We start from the raw sequence: 20,773 nt of genomic DNA, 5'->3' as shown, positions 1-20,773 counted from the left end.
TACGCGAGATGACCGACGAACGTGGTAGGCGTGGGATGGCAGCCGTTCCGTGGGATTCCGCGGCGCTGTATCTGATACTCGCGAGTTCGCTCATCGGGGTCATGGGCGTGTCGCTCATCAGTCCGATCCTGCCGGAGCTTCGAACCGCCTTCGATATCTCCGACTCGCAGGTCGGCCTCGTCATCACCGTGTACACCCTTCCCGGCGTATTTTTGACGCCGTTCGTCGGCCTCCTCGCCGACCGGATCGGCCGACGCCGAGTCATCATCCCGCTGTTGATGATATTCGGGATCGGCGGGGCGGGGATCGCCTTCACCGAGAACTTCGCGCAGGTACTCGTCCTCCGATTTCTGCAGGGAGTCGGTGCGGCCGCTCTGGTCACGCTCGCGATGACGCTCATCGGCGATTTCTACGACGGCACACAACAGAACGCAGTGATGGGGCTCAACTCGAGTACGATCGGGACCGGCGCGGCGATGTACCCCCTGATCGGCGGCGCGCTGGCCGGCATCCGGTGGAACGCGCCGTTTCTGTTCTACGGGATCGGCATCCTCGTCGGCCTCGTCGCCGTCGCGTTCCTCCCCGAGCCGGACGGGAGAGAAGCGAGCGACGTTCGGACGTACCTCGCCGGGCTCCGTGACGTCGCCGTCGATCCGAAAGCGCTCGCCGTGTTCAGCGCGATCTTCGTCGTTTTCTTCGTCTTCTACGGTGCCGTCCAGACCGCCCTCCCGCTGCTTTTGAACGACGAGTTCGCGCTCTCGCCGGCCGAAATCGGTCTCCTGCTTGCGATGGTGTCGATCGCCAGCGCGGCTATCTCCTCGCAGTACGGCCGAATATCGGAGTGGCGCAGCGCCCCCGAACTGATCGCGCTCGGGTTCGTCGCCTACGGGTGCAGCCTGCTCGGTGTCTGGATCGCCCCGTCGCCGATCGCCGTCGGCGGCTCGCTGCTGGCGTTCGGCGTCGGATTCGGCCTCGTGATGCCCTCCATCGACACCGCGATCATCACCGCCGTCTCCGGGCGACTTCGGGCTGGGATGATGGGGGTGCGAACGAGCGTCCTCCGGCTCGGACAGACGCTCGGCCCGGTGTCGTTCACGTACCTCGCCGAGGAGGGATTCGCGACGCCGACCCGTGGGTATCGCCTGCTCCTCGTTCTGTGCGGCGTCGTGATCCTCCTCGTGGGAGCGAGCGCGTATCCCATCTTACGCAGCGGATCCTGACAGCTGAGTCGAACGGAGTCGAAAAGTTCGGGCGCGCGGGGAGGATGGGGAAATCCGAGGCCGTCGGAGCGCGCCCAGCGGAAGGACGGTTCCAACGGGCATAAATCCACGTCAGACGGGCGCGTGACCCGCGTACGATGGCGTCTTGAGAGAGAAGAACGCACCAACCAACGTAACCGTATTCAGGCACTCGAATGCGTGAGAGAAACGTATACAACTTCTGAAAATACTCTTGTTCAACCGAATTCAACTGAACACGTGGCACTTTCGTCGCGTCTCTCGCCGTTTCGGACGTTCGAGATCAGCACCGGAGAGCTGACCGGCGCGATAGGAGATTCGATTACGGTGCTCCCGCTCGTCGTCTCGCTGGGGGTGTTGACGCCGGCCTCGCTCCCGCATCTGCTCGTCTGGTTCGCCGTCTTTCGGGTCGTCTGGGGAATCCTCTACGGCGTTCCGCTGTCCGTCGAACCCATGAAAGCGATCGCTGGGCTGGCGATCGTCGGCGGAATCACGTACGGTGAACTCGCCGCCGCGGGGTTGCTCGCTGGAGGTGTGTTGCTCGTCGTCGGCTGGCGAAACTGGCTCGAACACATCGACGGCGTCATCGGCGAACCGGTGGTCCGGGGCGTCCAGTTCGCCGTCGCGTGCATGCTCGTCGTCGCCGCGGTCGAACTGGTCGTCGCGGCCCCCGCGGTGGCCGGTGCGGGGCTCGCCATCGCCGTGACAGTGGCTCTCGTCTCGCGTCGTGCGGTCGCGCTCGTGCTCCTCGTCGTTGGTGGGGTGTGGGCGGCCGCGACCGTCGGCGTTCCGCAGCCGACGCTGCCGGAGATGGGGCTCTTTCCGACCGGCGAGCCATCGGTTTCGATCGCTGCCATCGAGGGGCTCACCGCGCAGCTCGCGATGACGGTCGGCAACGCCGCGATCGCCACCTCGCTCCTCCTTTCGGACCTCTACGACGCGGACGTGTCGTCGGACAGACTCGCCGGAAGCATGGGCGTGATGAACCTCGCGGCGGTTCCCTTCGGCGCGCTGCCGATGTGTCACGGGTCCGGCGGGCTCGCGGGAAAGCACGCCTTCGGTGCGCGAACGGGAACGGCGAACCTCGTCGCGGGCGCGCTGTATCTCGGGCTCGCATTCGTCGCCGACCTTCTCGTCGCGTTTCCGATGGCGCTCCTTGGCGTCCTCCTGTTGGTGGTCGCCGCCTCGCTCGCCCGCGTCGCGCTCGGGGCCACCGATCGGCCGCTGTTCGTCCTCGCGATCGGCGGCGTCTCGATCGTCACGAACGTCGGCGCAGCGTTCGTGGCCGGCGTGGTGTGGTGGCGACTCCGCGGGTGAAGTTTTTGTTCCGTCCGCGACTCCGTGTTCGTATGTCGTGGACGAAGCTGTTCGAGCGAGCCGACGCCTACGGGACCGACCTCGACGAGATACAGCGTGTCCTTCGGGAGCGTCGCGACCGTGCGTGACGATCGCGAGGCCGATCCGACGCGCATCGTCGTCGATGCCGACGTGCTCGCCGCCGATCTGCTCGTCGGCGGAGCCGCACGGGCGGTGATGGACGTGCTTCGAACCCACTCGTGGCTCGAACTCGTCGCGACCGACCCGCTTCTCGACGACGCCGAGGCGGTCATCGAATCCCTCGCGGATCGGGAGCTCGCGAGAGCGTGGCGAGAGGAGATCGAGTCGCTCGCCGTCGTCGTTGAACAGCCCCCCGAGGACCATCCGGCGCTCGCGGCCGCCTACCGGGGACGCGCCTCGCACGTGGTCACGTTCGACGAGGGGCTTCGCAGCCCCGAGGCGGGAGCGAGCCTCCGCGGCGTCTTCGACGTGAGCGTCCGTTCCCCCGACGCGTTCGTCGCGGTGGTCGATCCGGCTGCGATCTACGAACTCGCCTTCGAAGACGAGTATCTGGGCCCCGACCGAGACGGTCGGTGATCGCGGTCGGTACGGGCGTCGGTTCGGCCGACGCCGCTCAGTTCGATCGACCGCTCGATCGAAGGGCGGTCCAGACGCACAGTCCGCCGAGAACGCCGAGTAGCCCGAACACGAACAGTGCGGGACGGTAGCTACCCTGCGCCTCGAACCAAAGCCTCGCGGCGGGCGGCGAGATCAGCCCCGCGACCGCGAACGAGGACGACAGGACGGCGAACAGGGTGTTGATCGACCGATTTCCGAAGAGGTCGGCGGTGACGGCACCGATGAGGCCGCCGCTCCCGGCGTATCCGAGTCCGAAGAGCGCAACGGCGATGAGGAAGGGAGCCGCTGACGACGCCACGGCCAACGCCGCGGTCGAGCCGCCGAGAAGGAGGCTACTCGCGATAAACGTCCGTGGGCGTCCGAACCGATCCGAGAACGGACCGACGCCGAATCTGGCGACGCTCGTCGCGATTCCGATCACGGCGATCGACAGGACGCCGACCGATCGCCCGATCCCTGTCTCCGAGGCGTGAACGACGATGTGACCGAAGATAACGTACATCGGCGCGAAAATCAGCGTCCATCCGACGAAGACCAACAAAAACCGCGAGGAAGTCACGATGGCGAAGACGTTTCGGTCGGGTGCCGCATCGGTCTCGACGTCGGAACGGTCGCCGAACTCGCGGCTCAGGTCGGCACCGACGTCGTCTGGATCGGTGGCAAAGAGAACCACGGTGACGATCGAGACCAGGGCGATGAATCCGGCGAGTACGACCACCGCCGTCCGCCATCCGAACGCCGAGATCAGCGCATCGGTGCCAGGTGGGATGACGACCAGCCCGATTCCGAGGCCGGCCGAGGCGACTCCGGTCGCAGTCCCGCGACGGCGATCGAACCACTGGGGGAGCGTGGCGTAGCTGACGTTGTAGAGGCCGGCCATCCCCAGTGCGGCGACGACGCCGAACGACGCGAGTAACTCGACGTACGACTCCGCCGTCGCCGTCCAGAGCAACCCGACGACGAGTAACACCGAGGAGAGTGCGAGGATTCGACGCGAGCCGTATCGCTCGACCAGACGGCTCACGACGACGCCCGCGAAGTACAAAAGTGCGGTCTGGATGCCGAACACGACGGCGAGGAGTGTCTCTGAGCTCTCGAACGCGGTAATAAAGGAGTCGTAGAAAACGCCGAACGCGTAGGTCGTTCCGAAGACGATCATCGACGCCAAGAAACATCCGATCACGATGATCCAGCCGTAGTAGACGCGCCGGGCGAGCGCGCGACGCGGATCGCCCAGCACGTGATCGGAGTCGAGTGTCATCGACACGCGAATGGCACTCCGGCGGGGGTGATAGGCCTTCGGCTTTCGGTGGGCGATCACTCCGACTGGGAGGGTGTTTACCGCCCGGCGAACCACTCAGCGAACTTCCCGAGCGCTCGACCCCGATGGGAGATGGCGTTCTTTTCGGCCGCCGTCATCTCCGCGAACGTCGTCCCGTCGTGTTCGAAGATCGGGTCGTAGCCGAACCCGCCGTTTCCTCGGGGCTCGACGATCCGACCGGGAACCGCACCGGTGAACAGTTTGACCGGGAGGGCAGTTCCGGCGATAGTGTCGTCCGTCGTCGCCGTCGAGCGCGCCTCGGCGGAGAGATCGTGGCCGCGACGGTCGTCGAGGTCGACCGGCTCGGGCGAGGCGTCGAACGGCTCGCCGTCGCAGTAGGCGATCACACACCGGAACGCGGCTCGCGGCTCGTCCTCGCGGCGGGCGAGACGGCCGACGCGCTCGACGCCGAGGGTGTCCTCGACGTACGCCGAGTACGGCCCCGGAAAGCCGTCGAATCCGTCGAGAAACAGCCCCGCGTCGTCGACGATGACCGGCTCGCCGACGTGTTCGAACGCCTCGCGTGCGCCGTGAGCGGCGACCGCTTCCAGCGAGTCCGCCTGAATCTCTGTGTAGTCGTACTCGAACGCGTCGACTTCATCGCGGAGGTACTCCTCGGCCTCGCGAACCTTCCCCTCGTTCGTCGTCACGTACCGAAGCATGCGCGGCGCTTCGACGTCACCAGGAAAAGCACCATCGGTACGTCGCGGCGGCTACGCGCAAAAACAGTCGGTGCCGCGTCAGTTCCCGACGTCCATCGCGCGCTCGACGACCGCCTCGTCGTACAGTTCGGCGAGGTCGTCGTGCTGGTCCGGGCGATTCTCGTAGACGTCCTGAAACAGCGTGATCGGGGTTTGAAGCGCCTGATACGTCGCCTCGTCCCACATCCGATCGCGGCTGACGTCGACCTGCACGCCGTCGATCTCGACCGTCGCCGACTGGGTCATCGCGATCGCGCCCTTGCCGGACTCCTTTGCGGCCTCGAACTCTTCCATGGAGTCGACGATGTCGTCGAGGCTCGGGACGTAATCCAGCAGGTCCAGCAGTTCCTCCTGCAGTTCCTCCTCGCTGACCTCGAGGTCGTCTGACCCGACAGAGAGAACGTAGCCGTCGTCGGTCTCTTCGAGGGAGACGCGGTTCCCGCTGTAGACCTCGACGCCGTCCTCGCGTTCGAGTTTGACCTCGCGGCCGTCAGCGTCGAGGAGCCAGTAGCCCGCCTGCGGCGGGAGCGGGGACGTGTTGGCTTCGACGACCTGTCCGGGCGTGAGCGACCAGATGCCCAGCATGCCCTTCGCCTGATTCTCGGTCATCCGCTCGCGGTAGCCCTCGACGTCGCGGATGTCGTCGTAGGGGCCGTCGACCGCAATGAGCCCGTTCGCGCTCGCGCCGCGGGAGGTGTTGTGTCGCAGTTCCGGCCACGCCGGAAGCCCGCCGGTCGGCGTGATCGCGCGCATGTCCTTCGTGTAGTCGACCTCGCCGTCGACGAGGAGGAACATCCGCTGGAGGTTGTTGGTCGGTTTGCCCATCTCGTCGCGGAGCTTGCCCATCGCCAACTCGGCGGCCCCGCTCTCGATGATGACGGACATCTTGAGGCTCCCCTCCTCGAGGCCGTGCTCGTTCTCGATGATTGTGAAGAACTCGTCGGCTTTCTTCCAGTCGTCGATGTCGCCGACTTCGGGGATGACGAACCCGTCGATGTACTCGACCGCGCCGTTGTCCGGATCCGTGATCTCGAGCATTCGCTGAAAGCCCTGATACCGTGTCGACGGACTGTCGCGGTGCCAGACGACGCGCGGATGGATCTCGCCAGGGTAGTCGGGGCCGTACTCCGAGACGACGTCGATGATGTTCTGTGCGCCCTCGTCGCGCATGTTCGGCGCGGTGGCGTCCTCGTTGTCCGGAACCCAGACGTCGGGGGCCTCCATCCCGCTGAGTCCCGCGGCACCTTCCAGCATTTTCGCCGAGTCGTCCTCGCCCTCGACGGCCGTCGGGGTGGTAAAGAACGTCCGGACGAATTTTCGCTCGTGTGTACGCTTGTCGATTGCAGCCATGAGTCGTTCGTACCGACTGAAGGGTGCATATTAAAACTGGCCGAATCGATCGTTCGTGCGGCTTTTAGACTCCATAACGCCGGTTTAATGCGTCTATCGGGGCGCTATCCATCACATTCGATGCTGTAGGTTGCCCGCGGTGCGTTCGCAATGATGAAACGCGAGACGGCGGGTGTTCGATTCGGTCCCACACAAACTCCCCAAAAGATGTGTTCGGCGCATCCCACCACCCCACGCCCAGCCGAGCTCCGATCTCAGTCGTCGCCCGAAGTCAGCGGATCGCTCTCTTCCTCTGTGAATCCGGCGGACTGCTCCATTCGTGCCTGTGCCTCCGGATCGAACTGCGCTTCGATGTTCTGGAATCGCGAGACGAACGAGAGTTCGTGGTGGCTCTCGGTCGGGTGGTCGAGATAGCGGCCCTCCAGGTCGAACTGGGCTTCCTCATCGTTCTCGGCGATGTTGGCCATATCCTCGTAGACCGCGTGTGCGCCGGAGTGGAGCGCGTATAGCGTGATGAAGATGTACTGGTAGCCGAGGTCACCGAGCTCTTGGAACGTGAGCGGATCCTCCTCTTTCGACCACGCGAAGGAACTGGAGTAGTTGAACGCGAGGTCCAGTTCGGGGTGCGTCTCGTGGATCGTCTCGGCGTAGTTGACGGCGTCCTCGCGGGACGGATCGGGCATTTCGGGCCAGACCAGATCGACGCCCGCGTCGGCGTAGATGCGCCCGCGCTCGAGGTGTTCCTCCCAGTCGCCGTTCGCGGAGCCGTACGCGTCCGTCCGGGCGATGACGATCGTATCCTCGGACTGCTTGGCGTCGACGGCGGCGGAGAAACGCGCTTCAGCCTCGTCGCGCGGGATGATCTGCTTGCCGGCGATGTGTCCGCAGCGCTTCGGCGTCGTCTGGTCTTCGATGTGGACTGCGGCGACGCCGGCTTTTTCGTACTCGCGGACGGCACGGCGAACGTTGTGAACGCCGCCGTACCCGGTGTCACAGTCGGCGACGACCGGAAGGTTCGTCGCTTCGACGATCCGCTTTGCGTTCTCGACCATCTCGGTCATCGTGACCATCTCGAGGTCCGGGAACCCGAACTGGCCGAGCACCGTCGAGTAGCCGGACATGTACGCGGCGTCCAGCCCGGCCATCTCCGCGAGCCTCGCGTCGAGGGCGTGGTAGAGACCGGGGGCAAAGGTGAAATCCTGCTCGTCGAACTTCTGACGGAGTTCGCGCGCCGCGGGGTTGTCGACGTCCCTGACGATCGATTCGGTGTTCTGAACGCGACTGGCGACTTCGTCGGTTCCGTCGTTGTCCTGCGTCATTGGTGTGCGTTTGGGAAGAACGGCGAGGGGTATAAATTCTTTATGAACTATAATGATAATATTAAATATACTGTTTCTATTCCTTGGTGGCACTTAACCTATATAATGGATTGTCAGTATCTAGCATGAACGATCGTGTAGTACAGGTAGTGTTGGCGGTACAACTATGAGAGTCGCGCGCGAGGACACCGACGGAACGATGGCTACGAAGACGGACTCCGAAACGGGGCGAATCTCGCGGCTCGGGCGAATACTGTTCGGACTCGGACTGGCGCTTCAGGCATCCGAGGACTTTCGCGATATGGACGACACCGTCGAGTACGCGAAGTCGGCAGGCGTGCCGATGCCAGAACACGCGGCACCGTTCGCTTCGGGGATGATGGTCGTCGCCGGGGCGGGGATCGCCCTGTGGCGACTCCCGAAGGTCGCGACCGGCGCGGCGACGACCTTTCTTGCGGTCGTCACGCTAACCATGCACGATTTCTGGAACGCCGATCCGGACGACCGCGACGGCGAGCGACTTGCGTTCTTCGGAAACCTCGCGATGTTCGGGGCGGCGCTCGCGTTCCTCCGCGAAGCGTATCGGTAGCCGCGATACGAAAACGTCCACGTCGACGACGGTGGTCTAGCTCAGATCGGGGGCTTTCTGCGTCCCCGGCTCCTCGAGCGGACCCGGATTTGGGAACTCCGCGAGATCTTGGGTTTCTTGATACAGCGCACACCAGTCCTGCGACCGAACGCGTCCCTCGACGATCGCACACGCGCCCACGTCCTTTTTGTCGTCGGTTTCGTCCGGTTTCCCCGGAATGAAATACCGGCAGTTCGCGCAGAGTTGGTACCCCTGTGGGTGACACTGATAGGCGGCCTCGCTCCGCGGCGTCATGTCGTCCGGGTCACGGACGATACCGTCGATGCTCTCGGCGGTCAAAAACACTTCCGGGACGTCGGTGTTGTTCTCCTCGACGCACCAATCGTCGGCTCGACCCGAGAGGTCCCCGCTACCGTCCGATGATCCACCGAAGCCGAGACATCCCGCGGTCGCGGTGACCGAAGCGCCGCCCACCAACCCTAGCAGTCGTCGGCGGCGGATGGTTTCGACGGTCCCCTCGTTTCCCGTACCCTGTGAGTCGCTGTCATCGACCATTTACGCTAAACCGTTCACGCCCCATGGTGATAATAGTTGTCCGAACATCGAAACGTCGATCCAGTCGCTCCGTTAGCCTCGGTCCAACAGCCGCTGAAAAAGGATTCGATCCTGCTGGCTGTAAACGTGGTACGCCGACGCCGCCATCAGTCCAAGACAGAAGACGCCGGCGAGGGCGGTCGAATCGATTGCCGACGCGCCGGGGACGCCGATCCGAACCGCAACCACCGCCAGTATCCCCAACAGTCCCCAGCCGAAGTAGAACTCACCCCACGACAGGCCGTACGCCGGGACGACCTCCATGTACACTTCGACCTCCCGAACGCGATCGAGCAATCGAACGTGCCCGCAATCCGAATTGTACGCCACGATATCCAGCGAATTGAGTTTGGGGAGGTGCGTCTGATGCAGCGAGACGTAGACCGATTGGCGCTTGTTCTTCGGTGGGGGATCGTCTCCAACCTCGCGGGCGGCGACCACCTCCGCGAGATCGCCGACCGTCGCCGTTCCGTCCCCCTGTTGAAGCGCCTCGATAACCAGTCGGCGGCGATCGTTCCGAAGCACGTCGTGAATCGTGGCCTCATCGAGATCCTCGGTCGCCGACTCGTCCCCCACAGTCCTTGCCACACCGTCCGTTACAGAGCGAGTCTATTGAAATTATGGAATTCTGCGGTCGAAAGAAGATGCGAACGGACTCCCGAAGCGGCGGGACGGCGGAAACGAACGCCGAAGGGGACCGATCGACCGTCGTCTAAAGCCACTCGTCGGGCTTCGTGTCGTAATCGACCTCGGTAGCGGCGATCTCCTCAACCTCCGCGTCCGACAGCTCCTCCTCCTCGAACGATTCCCCGTCGAACCGGATGAGGATTCCCCGCTCGATCGGCTCCGGTTCTCGGCCGCGTCGTCTGGCCACGTCGACGTCGTGTTGGTCGAACTCCTTTCTGATCGTCTTCAGGGCGACCGGCCGACCCCACAGCTCGAAGACGCGTTCCAACGTCTGTTTGGCCTCTCGAACGTCGAGGTGGACGCCGTTGTAGTGGTGTGCGAGGAGCAGCTCGTTTCGGTTCCGGAAGTTCGCGTCGTGAATCGCGACGGTCGGTTTGCCGAAGTTCGTGAACTGCAACATCAGCTTCTTTTTCACGTCCGCGGCGGCCGTCGACGTAACCCTAAAGTCCTCGGTCATGCGGCTGTACTCGTAGGTGAAGTAGTCGTTTTCCTCGACGAACTCGTCCGTGAGGAACGCGTCGAGGAACGTCACGTCGTTGTGGCTCTCGCGGATCTCGAACATCCGCTCCCATCCCGCCGTCCGATCGACCGCCGTGACGGCCTCCTCGACAGAACCGTACCGTTCGGTATCGAACAGATACCGGGCGATCCGTTCGAGTTCGGCCTGCGTGACCCGCTTGAGGAACCCGCGATTCGACCGCTTCGTGAGCGAGTAGTGGCGTTCGGCCATGCCCTCGTAGGTAAGCAGTTTCCACGCCCGTCGGCTCAGGTCGGACAACGCTCCATTCCGAGCTCGTTCGAGCGCCTCCGCGTCGATCCGCGGATCGCTGGAATCGAGCGAATCGAGGTTGCCGACCGGATCGGCGACGATCGGATCCGGCTCCAGATGCTCCAACACGAGGTCGAAATCGACCGTCTCAGCGAAGTTCCGCCAGGTTACGCCGTCGACGCGGAGCAGGTGTTCGATCACCTCGCGGCGGTTGCGGCGGTTCTCCACGTACTGCCAGAGTTCGAAGCCGAGTTTGTACGGATTCAACCCCGGCGAGCCGAGAACCTGCGCCATGTGATCCGCGTAGGAGACGAACTCGTCGTCGCCCGCGAAGTTCTCGTCAGCCATCATCCGCGATTCGTGGTAGACGGCCCACCCCTCGTTCATCACCTTCGTCATCTTCTGCGGCGCGAAGTAGTACGCCTCCTTGCGCAACAGCTCCAACACCTCCCGCTGCCACTCCTCGAACTCGACCGCTTTCTCCGACTCCTCGTCGTAGGCCATCCCGTGCGAGGCGAGGAAGGCAAGTAGGTCCCGTTCGGGATCGGCCGGAAACCGCGCGCCGTCGCGTTCGTCGGCCATCGAATCCACCCACGCCTCGTCGAACACTTCACGACGAACCTCCTCGGACAGATCGAGTTCGCCCAACCGCTCGTCGAGATCCGCCGTCGTCGCCGAGGAACCGTCCCACTCGCGCGTCGCCGTGAACGGCCGGTGTTGATCGATGTTGTCCTCCAGACAGAGGACGTGATCGATCCACTCCTCGACGGCCTCCCGCGAGACGTCCGGATTCTCCATGTACTCGGCGATCGCCTCTGCGTGTCGCTCCAGCATGGCGGCCGCGTTCGGCGACTCGCCGAACATCCGGAACCACTCGTTGTGCTTGAAGAAATCCGAGTGGGCCTCCACGTGCGTGATGACGGCCTTCTGATCGGCCAGCGAGTTCGATTCTTGCAAGAACGCGTTCGAGGGGTCGTCGTTGTTGACGATCTCGAAGGCCTTGCCACCGAGGAACTGCCGCTGTTTGCGCTGGCGATCGTAGTTCATCCCCCACCGCCAGTGGGGGTACCGCCGCTGGAAGCCGCCGTAGGCGATGAGTTCGTTCATCTCGTCGTAGTCAACGATCCAGTAGTTCACTTCGAAGGGATCGAGCCCCAGCTTGCGCGCGAGTTCGTTCGCCTCGCGAGCCGGCGTTTCGAGCCCCCTCGCGATACGCTGCTTGTGGAATCTGTCGTCGGTGCTCATGAGTCTTCCTCGGTGCTGAGTATCGTGTATATCGCGTTCACGACGTCCTCGGGTCCCTGCACGTACGCGACGGCGACGTTCGAGTCGTCGGCGAAGTGGCTCTCGACCTCCGAGGCGTGGGTCGCGTTGATCGCGTTGCCCGATGGTTGCGTCTCCACGTAGGCGTGGAGATTCGCCGGGATGGATTCCATCAGCGGGATCACCCGGTCGTCGGTGTCGTTCGAGGAGTTCTCCGAGTCGCCCGCCGCGAACACGTATCGGTTCCAGTCGCTCCACGGGTACGCCTCCTCCAGTATCTCCGCGGCGAGTTCGTAGGCGCTGGAGATACGCGTCCCGCCGCCCGAGCGGATGCCGAAGAACTCCTCACGTTCTACCTCCCAGGCGTCGGCGTCGTGGGCGATGTAGACGAACTCGGCGTTATCGTACTTGCCCGTCAGATACCAATCCAGCGGCGTGAACGTCCGCTCGACCAGTTCGCGTTTCGCCTCGCGCATCGAGCCCGACACGTCGCGAATGTTGACCACGACCACGTTTCGCTCGCGCTCCTCGACGATCTCGGGGAAACGGTATCGCTCGTCCTCGCGTCTGAGCGGAATCTCGTCGATCCCGTCGCGACGGATACGGGTCGCTGTGGACTCCCGCTCGACGTTCTCGTTCATTTCCTCGATCGACGACCACCGTGAGCGCTCTGACTCGGGAATGGATTCGTAGGCATCCTCGATCCACGCCCGCGAAACCGGGATGCGTTCGCCGCGCGCCCACTCGAAGACCGTCGCCGGTCCCCACCCGTTCACGCGGAGCGCCTCCTCGACGTACGATTCGTCGAAGTCCATCGCCAACGTCCGCTTGAGTCCCTGCTTGAATAGCCGTTCGAAGTCGAGGGTGCTCGCTGGACCGGTACGGGTGATGTCGGTGTAATCGCCTTCCTTCTCCTCGATTACCTTCTTGCCCTTCGGATCGAGGTCGAGGCCGAGTTCCTCGTCGAGTTCCCGAGCGAACTCCTCGGGATCCATCTCGTAGTACTCGTGCTCGCCGCCCTCTTCGCCCGGGTCGCCCGACTCGTCGCCGTCCCCATCGCCGTCACCGGGTTGCGGCTCGCCAACGGGGTCGCCCACGCCCGGCGTCCCGCCCTGTCCCTGGCCGACGCCGCCCAGGTCTCGCGGGTCGTAGACGAACGCCGGCAGGTCGACGATTTTGATCGGGATCTTGATCTCGTCGGGACGGGAGTTCCCGAGGTCGCCGTACTGGATGAACTCGGCGAGGTCCTGTCGCTTCGCCTCGCCGACTTCGCGATACCGTTCGAGGTCGTCTTTACGTCCCATGATCACACACCGTCAGTCCCATCTGTAGCTCACCTGGCCCATGACGTGCCGGCTCGTCAGCTCCGCGGAGGCCGCGGAGTAGCCGAACATCTCCTGGAGGTTCCGCAGCGTTCGCGCCTTGATCGCCTCCGTCTCAGTCCCCGAGGGCGGGTCGTCCCACTGATCCGGGTCGAAGTCCTCGAACGTTCGACCGACGGCGTCCCAATCGTGGCTGCCAAGCACGGTTCTGATGACCGGGATCTCCCTTGGATCGACGTCGGACACGCGGAAGTCCTCGTCGCGGTTCCGCCACGCGTGGCGGTTCAACGCCGTGATGATCTTCTCAGCGCGGAACGCTTCGACGTCCTCCGTCGGCTCGGAGCCGTCGTAGTCGCTCCCGTCGAATCGGCCGAGGTGTTCGATCTCGAACACCTTCATCTTCAGCGGATCCGGATCGACGGTCTCGCCGCGGTCGTTCTCGATTCGTTCGCCCTCGACCCACGCGTACACGTGTTCGATGTACTCCTCGACGGTCGCCTCGTCGACTCGCTTCTCGCGCATGATCGCGTCGATGACATCGGCTTCCTGACAGCCGAAGACGTGGTTTTTCACCGGGACGAGCCGGTTCTCGTACTCGGTCCGTTCGTTCGGCGAGAACACCGGCGCGTCGTCGAGCCCGTCGACCATCGCGTTCAACACGTCCCGCGGCATGATGACGTCCTCGACGGCGAGCGACGGGTGCCGACGCTCGGGGTCCTCGTGGAGCAAGTCGGCGAGGACGTCGCGCGTGTACGTGACTGGGATGCCGCGGGTTCCGTCGTCGGGCGCGCCGAAGTCGAACTCCTCGCGGTAGCGCCGTTCGTCGCCGTCTTGTAGGTAGCCTCGGTCGTAGAGCAGCGCCTTGTCGACGAGATCCACGCCCGGCGGCAACACCTCGATGTCGAGACGCGAGCCGACGGCGTACAGCGCCGCCGCCTCGATGGCGTGCGGGGCGAGTTCACGGTTACGGACGGTGCCGTCGGCCCCGCGGACGGATATTCTAACGGGTTCGCGGACCATCGATTCGAGTTCCTCGTAGCTGTCGGCCTCCCAGATCGACGTCTCGTTCGTGAGCTCGCGACGGAGCAGTTCCGCTTCTAACGAGAGGTTCGTCAGATAGGCGAACTCGTGTTTGTCCAGCCGGCGTTTGAGCGCCTTCAACGGATCGGACCCCTCCATGCCGGTGTGTTGGTTCAGCTGCGCTTCGAGATCGGGGTTCGAGATGATGACCATCTGGGTGTCGAGATCCATCCCGATCCCCTTGTCGAGCTTCACCGTCCCTTCGTCGGGGACATTCAACAGCTTCTGGAGCAGATCCGCGTGTTGGGCGGCGTCCTCGATGATTGTGAGGAGCCCGTTCCCCTGTGAAAGGACGCCGTCGTAGCTGAACGCCTGGGGGTTCTTCCGGCCCCTCGAATCGAGCTGTTGGAGCATGCCGGCCATCCACGAACCGACCAGTCGCTCCTTCGGCGAACCGTCGTCCTCGCTGTGGAGGACGCCGATCCCTTGGCCGACATCGACGACGTAGTTCTTCACCCGGAGGTGTCGCTCGTCGGTGACCGCGGAGAACAGCTCGTCCGTGTTTCGCCGGCGATACTGCTCTTCGAGGTGGTCGTAGGCTTCGCGACTGAACGGATCGAGACGGGTGTCGAGGTGGATCGGGATGTGGTCGTCGAGAGCGTCGTTCAACTCCGCGAGGAGCTCGTCGCGGACCGACTCCGGAAACACCGAAAGCGGGTGTGACTGGACGGGCGAGACGTACCAGTCGTCCTCGTCCGGCGCGGAGACGTCACCGTAGGTCATCCCCGGCGACGCGTCGGCACCCGCGATGTTCCACTCGACCGTGTAGCGACGGCCGGGATCGGTCTTCGAGTACTCGCGAAGCCCGTTTATCAGACAGCGTTTGAGTTCCGATTTGCCGGTCGCCGTCGGGCCGTCGAGCCAGAGGATCTTCTCCTCTTTGCCCCGGCGTGCGGCGATCGACCGGAGGTCGTCGACGAAGGCGTTCAGCACCTCCGTGTTGCCGAGGATGGCGTGTTCGCCGTCGTTGTGCGGATCGTCGAAGAAGCGATAGCGCTCCTTTCGTTCGCCTTCCTCGACGACGGTGCGCGTGCCCGCGGCTTCGATGGCCGCCAGGAGGTACTTCGAGGCGTGGGCGGCCGATCCGGGCCGCTCGATGACCAGATCGACGTACTCGGCGAGCGACATCGGCGGTTCGTAGGTCTCCTCGAGCGCCTCGTCCGCACGCCGGACGTACGCCTCGCCGCTCGTTCGTCGTCCGTACTCGCCGCTCATTCGTCTTCCATCTCCGCTTTCGCGACTTCGGCACCGGCGAACTCGAGCACCTCCTTCGCCCCGTCCGTGCTGTACCCCTGCTCCTCGAGCGCGTCGATCCAGGCGTTCCGTTCGTCGTCGTCGAGGTCGCCGCTGGAGACGAGCGCCGAGAAATTGATGTTGTGCTTTTTGTCCTCCCAGAGCTTCCGTTCAAGGGCCCGGCGGAGCCGATCGTTGTCCTGCGGTTCGAACGTCTCCCCCTCGCGGGCGCGTCGGCTGACCCAGTTTGCGACCTCCTGTCGGAAGTCGTCCTTCCGGTCGGCCGGCACGTCGAGTTTCTCCTCAACGGCGCGCAGGAACGTCTCGTCAGGCTCTTGATCGCGGCCGGTGATCGAGTCCTCGACCGTGTCGTCGTCGATGTAGGCCATGACGTGGTCCATGTACTTTTCGCCCTGTCTCCGGATCTCGTCGAGATCGTACGCGAGGGCGTGGCGAACGTCCTCGATCGCCCGGTCTTTGTACTCCTCGCGGACCGACTCGAGGTATCGGTAGTAGTCCTCGAAGTTCTCTTCGGGGATCGAACCGTGATTCTCGAGGTTGCCTTCGAGGTGGTTGAACGCCGTCAGCGGCGAGAGGAACAACCGACCGCGATGCATCGAGTCCATGATCGCCTCCGCGATCTCGTCGCCGATGAACCGCGGTGAGACGCCGTCCATCCCCTCGCCGATGTCGGCGGTTTCGGCGCCCTCGTCGCGGAGCTTCTTCACGTCGATATCTTCGCCCTCGTCGATCTCGCCGTTGTAGGCTTTCGCCTTCTGAACGATCGAGACGGTGCCGCCGTCGGGCTCTTCGATCCGGGTCAACACGCCGAACAGGCCGGCCATCTCCAGGGTGTGCGGCTCGACATGTATGTCCGGCACGTCCGCGTTGTTCAGCATCTTCCGGTAGATCTTCGCCTCTTCCTCGTATTGGAGGACGTACGGGAAGTCGATCCGCTTGGTCCGGTCGTTGAACGCCTCCATCTTCTCGTCGCCCTTCTTGTCGCGGTACTCCGGCATGTTCGTCCGGCCGACGATCACCTGATCGATGTCGATCCGGGGATTGTTCTTCGGCTTGATAGTCTGCTCTTGGGTGGCGTGGAGGAAATCGTAGAGGAACTCCCGCTGGAGCTTCAACAGCTCCTCGCCGGAGAAGATTCCGCGATTGGCGTTACAGAACGCCCCCGAGTAGTCGAACGCCCGCGGGTCGGATTCGCCGTAGACGGCGATCTTCGAGTAGTTGACGTCGCCGGTGAGCTCGGTTTCGTCCTGGTTCTTCTTGTCCTTCGGCTCGAACGTCTCGACGGCCTGTCGCTTATTCTCGTCGGCCAGCAGTCGGATCACCTCGACGTGGTTTTCGAGGACGGCCTGCAGGTCGTCGTCGTAGTGCTCCAAGAGCGCGTCCATGTAGAACTCGCTCGCCGGATCGAGCGACTGCTCGTTTCGGATCGTGTACGGCGCGTCGAGCACCTCGTTCAGATCGTCGATGACTCGCTGGCGGCCCTCGTGGGGAAGGAGGACGATCGGGTCCTGGTTCATCGGCGAGCGCACGACGTCGTCGGCCGGGTCCTGATCGGGGAGCACGTCGCAGAGGCCCGTCCAGCGGAAGGTGTACATCCGGCCCGCGTCGGTGGTCGTGTAATCCTCGAAGTAGCGTCTGATCTGCCGGTCGAAGTCGGACTTCCCGGAGCCGACGGGGCCGAGCAGGAGCTTGATCCGCTTTTCCGGGCCCAATCCCCGAGCGCCGGATTTCACCTTGTTGGTGAACTCGTGGATCGCCTCGTGGATGACGCGGCCGTAGAAGGTGTTCTGGCCGTCGCCGAGCGGATCCGCGGAGGCGATCTCGTACTCGACGATTCCGGCCTCCTCATCGTATGAGGTCCCGTAGTGGTCGAACATGTCCGCCAACCGCTGGTGGGCGTTGCGGGCGACCTTCGGGTCCTCGTACAGCTCTTCAAGATACCATCCGAACGAATGCGTTCGACGGAGGTCCGATGGGATCGTACTTCTGTACTCCTTGCTGAGTTCCTCGAGGGTTTCCATATCGCTCATTCTATCACGGAGACGCACAGGGCGTCCCACCCGGGATTCCGGGCTGGCCGCAGCGATATCGAATCACGCTCGCCGTCTGGACGGACTCAGCCTTAGGCGACGTGACGACGCAACAACGACCGACGGCAGATGGCGATTCGATACCGGTACCGTCTTGTACATGAGTACCGGATACATTTAAGTATTGTTACCGCTGGACATGACATCGAAGACCAATACGGCGTGAAAACCGGCAAACGAAGCCCGTTTTTTCTCCGGCCTGACGATCGCTGATTTGACGAGCGTCGACGGGGATTTATAAACCACGAACGTGATACGCCGTCGTATCTAAGAAAGCCCATGTTCGAGGACGCGACGCTTGGAACCGGCTGGCAGGTCTGGAACGCCGATGACGAACGGGCAGTCCTCGCGTACCGACCGGACGTGTTCGACGGCTCGACGTTCCCCGCCCCGTGTCTGCCGACGGTGTACGTCAGTCGCGGCCGCCTGACGCGTCGGCCCGAAGGGAACCGGAACCTCCCGCCGGACGCCCCGTGGCTCGTCAGGCTTCGTCTGGAACCGGACGTCGAACGCGCGCCCGATGCGTACGAATCGAGAGGCGACGCCATCGAGGGAACCGAGCGACTGACGCACCGATTTTCGACGGGCGAGATCGACTACCGCTCGCTGTACGAGGTGCCTCGTGAATCGTACCTCGACGCGCTCGATGCGCTGCTCGACGGGTGAGCCGCGGTCAGGTAGCTTTATCCAGCCGCCGCGTAAATCCGCGGACATGACGTGGGATACCGTCGATCTCGAGTGGAGCGGTGACATCGCAACGGTGACCGTCGACCGTCCCGAGGCACTCAACGCGCTGAACGTCGAGACGATCGAAGCAATGGGTGAAGCCATCGCCGAGGCGAGGACCGAGGAGGCGCGGGTGCTCGTCGTCCGCGGGGCGGGTGACGACGCCTTCATCGCCGGGGCGGACATCAAGTACATGAAAGACCTTTCGACCCCCGAGGGGCAGGCCTGGGGTGAACTGGGTCACAGCGTCGCGAACGCGCTCGAACGATTCCCGGCGCCGACGATCGCCGTGGTCGACGGCTACGCGTTCGGCGGCGGCTGCGAGATGGCGATGGCCTGCGACATCCGGGTCGGCAGCGAATCCGCGCTCATCGGCAACACCGAGATCGATCTCGGCATTATCCCAGGCTGGGGCGGCACCCAGCGGCTCCCGCGACTCGTCGGCGAGGAGACGGCGAAGCGGATGATCTACCTCGGCCAGCGTCTCGACGCCGAGACCGCCCGCGAGGAGGGGCTTCTCGGCGAGGTGGTCCCTGACGACGAGATCGACGACCGCGTCGCGGAACTCGCCGCGGAACTCGCCGAGAAACCCGCCTTCGCGCTCCAGGCCGCGAAAGACGCGATCGCACAGGGGTACAGCGACATCGGTGGGCTCGACTACGAGAAACGGACGTTCGGCGGTCTGTTCGGCACGCCCGATCAGCGCGAGGGGATGGACGCGTTCGTCGAGAACCGCGAGCCGGACTTCGAGTAACCGTTCTTCGACGATCGCGACGATTTCCCGTAAAAAAGCCGTTTCGAGCCGCTACCCCTGCCCGACCATCGAGTCCTCGTCCTCCCACTCGCGCTCTCTGAGTTCGTACTTTTGGACCTTGCCGGTCGCCGTCGTCGGCAACTGTGCGACGAACTCGACTCGGCGGACGACCTTGTAGCTCGCGAGGTTGTCGCGGGTGAACTGCGTGAGCTCGTCCTCGGAGATGCCCGGATCGTCCGGATCGCCGCTAGCGGGGACGACGAACGCCTTCGGCGTCTCACCCCACTCCTCGCTCGGGGAGGGGATGATCGCCACGTCGGACACCTCGGGGTGTTCGAACAGCGTGTCCTCGAGTTCGATCGAGGAGATGTTCTCGCCGCCGGAGATGATGATGTCCTTCTTTCGGTCCTGGATCTTGATCATCCCGTTCTCGTCGACTGCGGCGAGGTCGCCCATGTGGTAGTAGCCCTCGATTCGGTCGTTGAACGCCTCCTCGGTCGCCTCGGGCTTGCCAAGATAGCGGTCCATGACCTGGTTGCCGCGAACGACGATCTCACCGATCGTCTGGCCGTCCTCGGGCACGTCGTTGCCGTCCTCGTCGACGACGCGGACCTCGGTGCCCAGGTAGCCGATCCCCTGGGTCTTTTTGACCGCGAACCGGTCCGGCGAGTCGTCGTCGAAGTACCGGCGGGCGTCCGATGTGGTGATGAGCGGCCCTGTCTCCGTCGCGCCGTAGACGTGTTTGAGATACCAACCGAACTCGTCCTCGACGGTTCGGATGGTCGCCTCCGGCGGCGCGCTACCGGCCGTCGCGACGCGGACATCGGCGTCGCCGCTCGTCTCGACGTCGTGGTCCCCATAGTAATCGAGGAGCATGTTCAACACCGTCGGCGCGGCGCAGAGATACGAGACGTCCTCCGATTGGATGGTGTCGAAGATCCACTCGGCGTCGATGCCGCGCGTGCAGACGTGTCTCGCGCCCAGCCCGGTGACGGCGTAGATGTGCCCCCAGCCGTTGACGTGGAACATCGGCAGCGTCCACAGGTAGGTGTCGTCGTCGCGGATCTCCTGGTGGATCGAGACGAGATACGCGTGGATCGTCTCCGTTCGGTGGGTCCGCATGACGCCCTTCGGATCGCCGGTCGTCCCCGACGTGTAGTTGATCGTGATCACGTCGTCCTCGTCCATCTCAGGGGCGTCGTACGTCGGTTCGACCTCACCGATGACCGTGTCGAAGTCCTCCCACTCGCCCTCGACCGCGTCGCCGTCGTTCGTGATGAACACCTCGGTCGGGACCGAGTCGCGGACGGCCTCGACCTTCTCGGCCAGCTCGTAGTCGGCGATGATCGCCTGCACGTCGGCGTCGTTGAGGATGTATTCGAAGTCCTCGGGCAGCAGCCGGTAGTTCAGCGGCGTGTGGATCGCGCCCAACTGCATGATCCCGTAGGCCGATTCGAGCTGGTAGTGGGTGTTCGGGTCGAGGACGGCGACCGAATCGCCCTTCTCGATGCCGCGTTCCTGCAGCGCCGCCGAGAGGCGGTCCGCGCGGTCACCGACTTCCTCGTAGGTGAAACGCTCTCCGGTCGTCGCCACGACGGCCTCGTGATCGCCGTAATCGCGACGTGCCCGGTCGAGAAACTGCGTCGTCAGTAGTGGTTTTCGCATACACCGCACGTCTCGGAGTCCGCCGTAATAATTCATGTAGGTACTCGCTCGCGGAACGCCGATCGTTTGACCAAAGAATTATCGGAGGGCGATCG

Annotated in this window: 17 protein-coding genes; 6 read left to right on the top strand and 11 right to left on the bottom strand. The window is 63.9% G+C overall.

Annotated features, from left to right (window positions below):
* Positions 1-35: 35 nt before the first annotated feature.
* From DM868_RS04115 to DM868_RS04105, 3 genes are all read left to right on the top strand, one after another.
* Complete coding sequence (locus DM868_RS04115) at positions 36-1,220, top strand: MFS transporter (RefSeq protein ID WP_137275561.1); 1,185 nt, start codon at positions 36-38, stop codon at positions 1,218-1,220.
* A gap of 258 nt (positions 1,221-1,478) precedes the next feature.
* Entirely contained in the window at positions 1,479-2,555 is a 1,077-nt protein-coding gene (locus tag DM868_RS04110; protein ID WP_137275560.1) for a putative sulfate/molybdate transporter, read from the top strand.
* Positions 2,556-2,675: 120 nt separating this feature from the next.
* Positions 2,676-3,152 carry a DUF7384 family protein gene (locus DM868_RS04105; protein ID WP_137275559.1) on the top strand — a complete coding sequence of 159 codons (477 nt, stop codon included), beginning with the start codon at positions 2,676-2,678 and terminating at the stop codon, positions 3,150-3,152.
* A gap of 37 nt (positions 3,153-3,189) precedes the next feature.
* Here the strand turns inward: DM868_RS04105 and DM868_RS04100 are convergent, their stop codons facing one another.
* The 4 genes from DM868_RS04100 to aceA form a co-directional block, all read right to left on the bottom strand.
* Positions 3,190-4,455 (bottom strand): MFS transporter, encoded by a 1,266-nt coding sequence (locus tag DM868_RS04100; RefSeq protein WP_137275558.1) that lies wholly within the window; start codon positions 4,453-4,455, stop codon positions 3,190-3,192.
* A gap of 77 nt (positions 4,456-4,532) precedes the next feature.
* A complete protein-coding gene (locus tag DM868_RS04095) occupies positions 4,533-5,177 on the bottom strand; it encodes a non-canonical purine NTP pyrophosphatase (protein WP_137275557.1) in 645 nt (214 codons plus the stop codon).
* A gap of 78 nt (positions 5,178-5,255) precedes the next feature.
* Entirely contained in the window at positions 5,256-6,566 is a 1,311-nt protein-coding gene (gene aceB, locus DM868_RS04090) for a malate synthase AceB (protein ID WP_222845459.1), read from the bottom strand.
* Positions 6,567-6,820: 254 nt separating this feature from the next.
* Entirely contained in the window at positions 6,821-7,885 is a 1,065-nt protein-coding gene (gene aceA, locus DM868_RS04085; RefSeq protein ID WP_187349117.1) for an isocitrate lyase, read from the bottom strand.
* A gap of 166 nt (positions 7,886-8,051) precedes the next feature.
* Here aceA and DM868_RS04080 point away from each other — a divergent pair, with 166 nt between their 5' ends.
* Complete coding sequence (locus DM868_RS04080; RefSeq protein ID WP_394347519.1) at positions 8,052-8,474, top strand: DoxX family protein; 423 nt, start codon at positions 8,052-8,054, stop codon at positions 8,472-8,474.
* A gap of 36 nt (positions 8,475-8,510) precedes the next feature.
* On the opposite strand, the gene DM868_RS04075 is transcribed toward DM868_RS04080, so the two are convergent.
* The 6 genes from DM868_RS04075 to DM868_RS04050 form a co-directional block, all read right to left on the bottom strand.
* Complete coding sequence (locus DM868_RS04075; RefSeq protein WP_137275556.1) at positions 8,511-9,029, bottom strand: High potential iron-sulfur protein; 519 nt, start codon at positions 9,027-9,029, stop codon at positions 8,511-8,513.
* Positions 9,030-9,101: 72 nt separating this feature from the next.
* Entirely contained in the window at positions 9,102-9,656 is a 555-nt protein-coding gene (locus DM868_RS04070; protein ID WP_222845458.1) for a DUF7344 domain-containing protein, read from the bottom strand.
* 124 nt (positions 9,657-9,780) lie between these two features.
* The gene (locus tag DM868_RS04065; RefSeq protein WP_137275555.1) at positions 9,781-11,769 is read right to left on the bottom strand and encodes a SpoVR family protein; all 1,989 of its coding nucleotides are present in this window, start codon (positions 11,767-11,769) and stop codon (positions 9,781-9,783) included.
* Complete coding sequence (locus tag DM868_RS04060; RefSeq protein ID WP_137275554.1) at positions 11,766-13,091, bottom strand: YeaH/YhbH family protein; 1,326 nt, start codon at positions 13,089-13,091, stop codon at positions 11,766-11,768. The genes DM868_RS04065 and DM868_RS04060 overlap by 4 nt, the downstream gene beginning before the upstream one ends.
* Before the next feature lie 12 nt (positions 13,092-13,103).
* The gene (locus DM868_RS04055; protein WP_137275553.1) at positions 13,104-15,404 is read right to left on the bottom strand and encodes a PrkA family serine protein kinase; all 2,301 of its coding nucleotides are present in this window, start codon (positions 15,402-15,404) and stop codon (positions 13,104-13,106) included.
* Positions 15,401-17,473: a PrkA family serine protein kinase gene (locus tag DM868_RS04050; protein ID WP_137275552.1), complete on the bottom strand. Its 2,073-nt coding sequence runs from the start codon at positions 17,471-17,473 to the stop codon at positions 15,401-15,403. Before DM868_RS04050 ends, DM868_RS04055 begins: the two co-directional genes overlap by 4 nt.
* A gap of 339 nt (positions 17,474-17,812) precedes the next feature.
* Between DM868_RS04050 and DM868_RS04045 the strand changes: the two genes are divergently transcribed.
* Positions 17,813-18,199 (top strand): DUF5820 family protein, encoded by a 387-nt coding sequence (locus DM868_RS04045; RefSeq protein ID WP_137275551.1) that lies wholly within the window; start codon positions 17,813-17,815, stop codon positions 18,197-18,199.
* A gap of 46 nt (positions 18,200-18,245) precedes the next feature.
* Positions 18,246-19,013: an enoyl-CoA hydratase/isomerase family protein gene (locus DM868_RS04040; protein WP_137275550.1), complete on the top strand. Its 768-nt coding sequence runs from the start codon at positions 18,246-18,248 to the stop codon at positions 19,011-19,013.
* A gap of 51 nt (positions 19,014-19,064) precedes the next feature.
* On the opposite strand, the gene DM868_RS04035 is transcribed toward DM868_RS04040, so the two are convergent.
* Positions 19,065-20,678: a long-chain-fatty-acid--CoA ligase gene (locus tag DM868_RS04035; protein ID WP_137275549.1), complete on the bottom strand. Its 1,614-nt coding sequence runs from the start codon at positions 20,676-20,678 to the stop codon at positions 19,065-19,067.
* Positions 20,679-20,773: the final 95 nt, after the last annotated feature.

This window comes from Natronomonas salsuginis (assembly GCF_005239135.1).
GTDB lineage: Archaea > Halobacteriota > Halobacteria > Halobacteriales > Haloarculaceae > Natronomonas > Natronomonas salsuginis.
This window is presented reverse-complemented; position numbering and strand designations above follow the sequence as displayed.

Coding starts and splice junctions, on each gene's coding strand:
- DM868_RS04115 (WP_137275561.1), top strand. CDS start 36: ATGGCAGCCGTTCCGTGGGATTCCGCGGCGCTGTATCTGATACTCGCG.
- DM868_RS04100 (WP_137275558.1), bottom strand. CDS start 4,455: ATGACACTCGACTCCGATCACGTGCTGGGCGATCCGCGTCGCGCGCTC.
- DM868_RS04095 (WP_137275557.1), bottom strand. CDS start 5,177: ATGCTTCGGTACGTGACGACGAACGAGGGGAAGGTTCGCGAGGCCGAG.
- aceB (WP_222845459.1), bottom strand. CDS start 6,566: ATGGCTGCAATCGACAAGCGTACACACGAGCGAAAATTCGTCCGGACG.
- aceA (WP_187349117.1), bottom strand. CDS start 7,885: ATGACGCAGGACAACGACGGAACCGACGAAGTCGCCAGTCGCGTTCAG.
- DM868_RS04080 (WP_394347519.1), top strand. CDS start 8,052: ATGAGAGTCGCGCGCGAGGACACCGACGGAACGATGGCTACGAAGACG.
- DM868_RS04075 (WP_137275556.1), bottom strand. CDS start 9,029: ATGGTCGATGACAGCGACTCACAGGGTACGGGAAACGAGGGGACCGTC.
- DM868_RS04065 (WP_137275555.1), bottom strand. CDS start 11,769: ATGAGCACCGACGACAGATTCCACAAGCAGCGTATCGCGAGGGGGCTC.
- DM868_RS04060 (WP_137275554.1), bottom strand. CDS start 13,091: ATGGGACGTAAAGACGACCTCGAACGGTATCGCGAAGTCGGCGAGGCG.
- DM868_RS04055 (WP_137275553.1), bottom strand. CDS start 15,404: ATGAGCGGCGAGTACGGACGACGAACGAGCGGCGAGGCGTACGTCCGG.
- DM868_RS04050 (WP_137275552.1), bottom strand. CDS start 17,473: ATGAGCGATATGGAAACCCTCGAGGAACTCAGCAAGGAGTACAGAAGT.
- DM868_RS04045 (WP_137275551.1), top strand. CDS start 17,813: ATGTTCGAGGACGCGACGCTTGGAACCGGCTGGCAGGTCTGGAACGCC.
- DM868_RS04040 (WP_137275550.1), top strand. CDS start 18,246: ATGACGTGGGATACCGTCGATCTCGAGTGGAGCGGTGACATCGCAACG.
- DM868_RS04035 (WP_137275549.1), bottom strand. CDS start 20,678: ATGCGAAAACCACTACTGACGACGCAGTTTCTCGACCGGGCACGTCGC.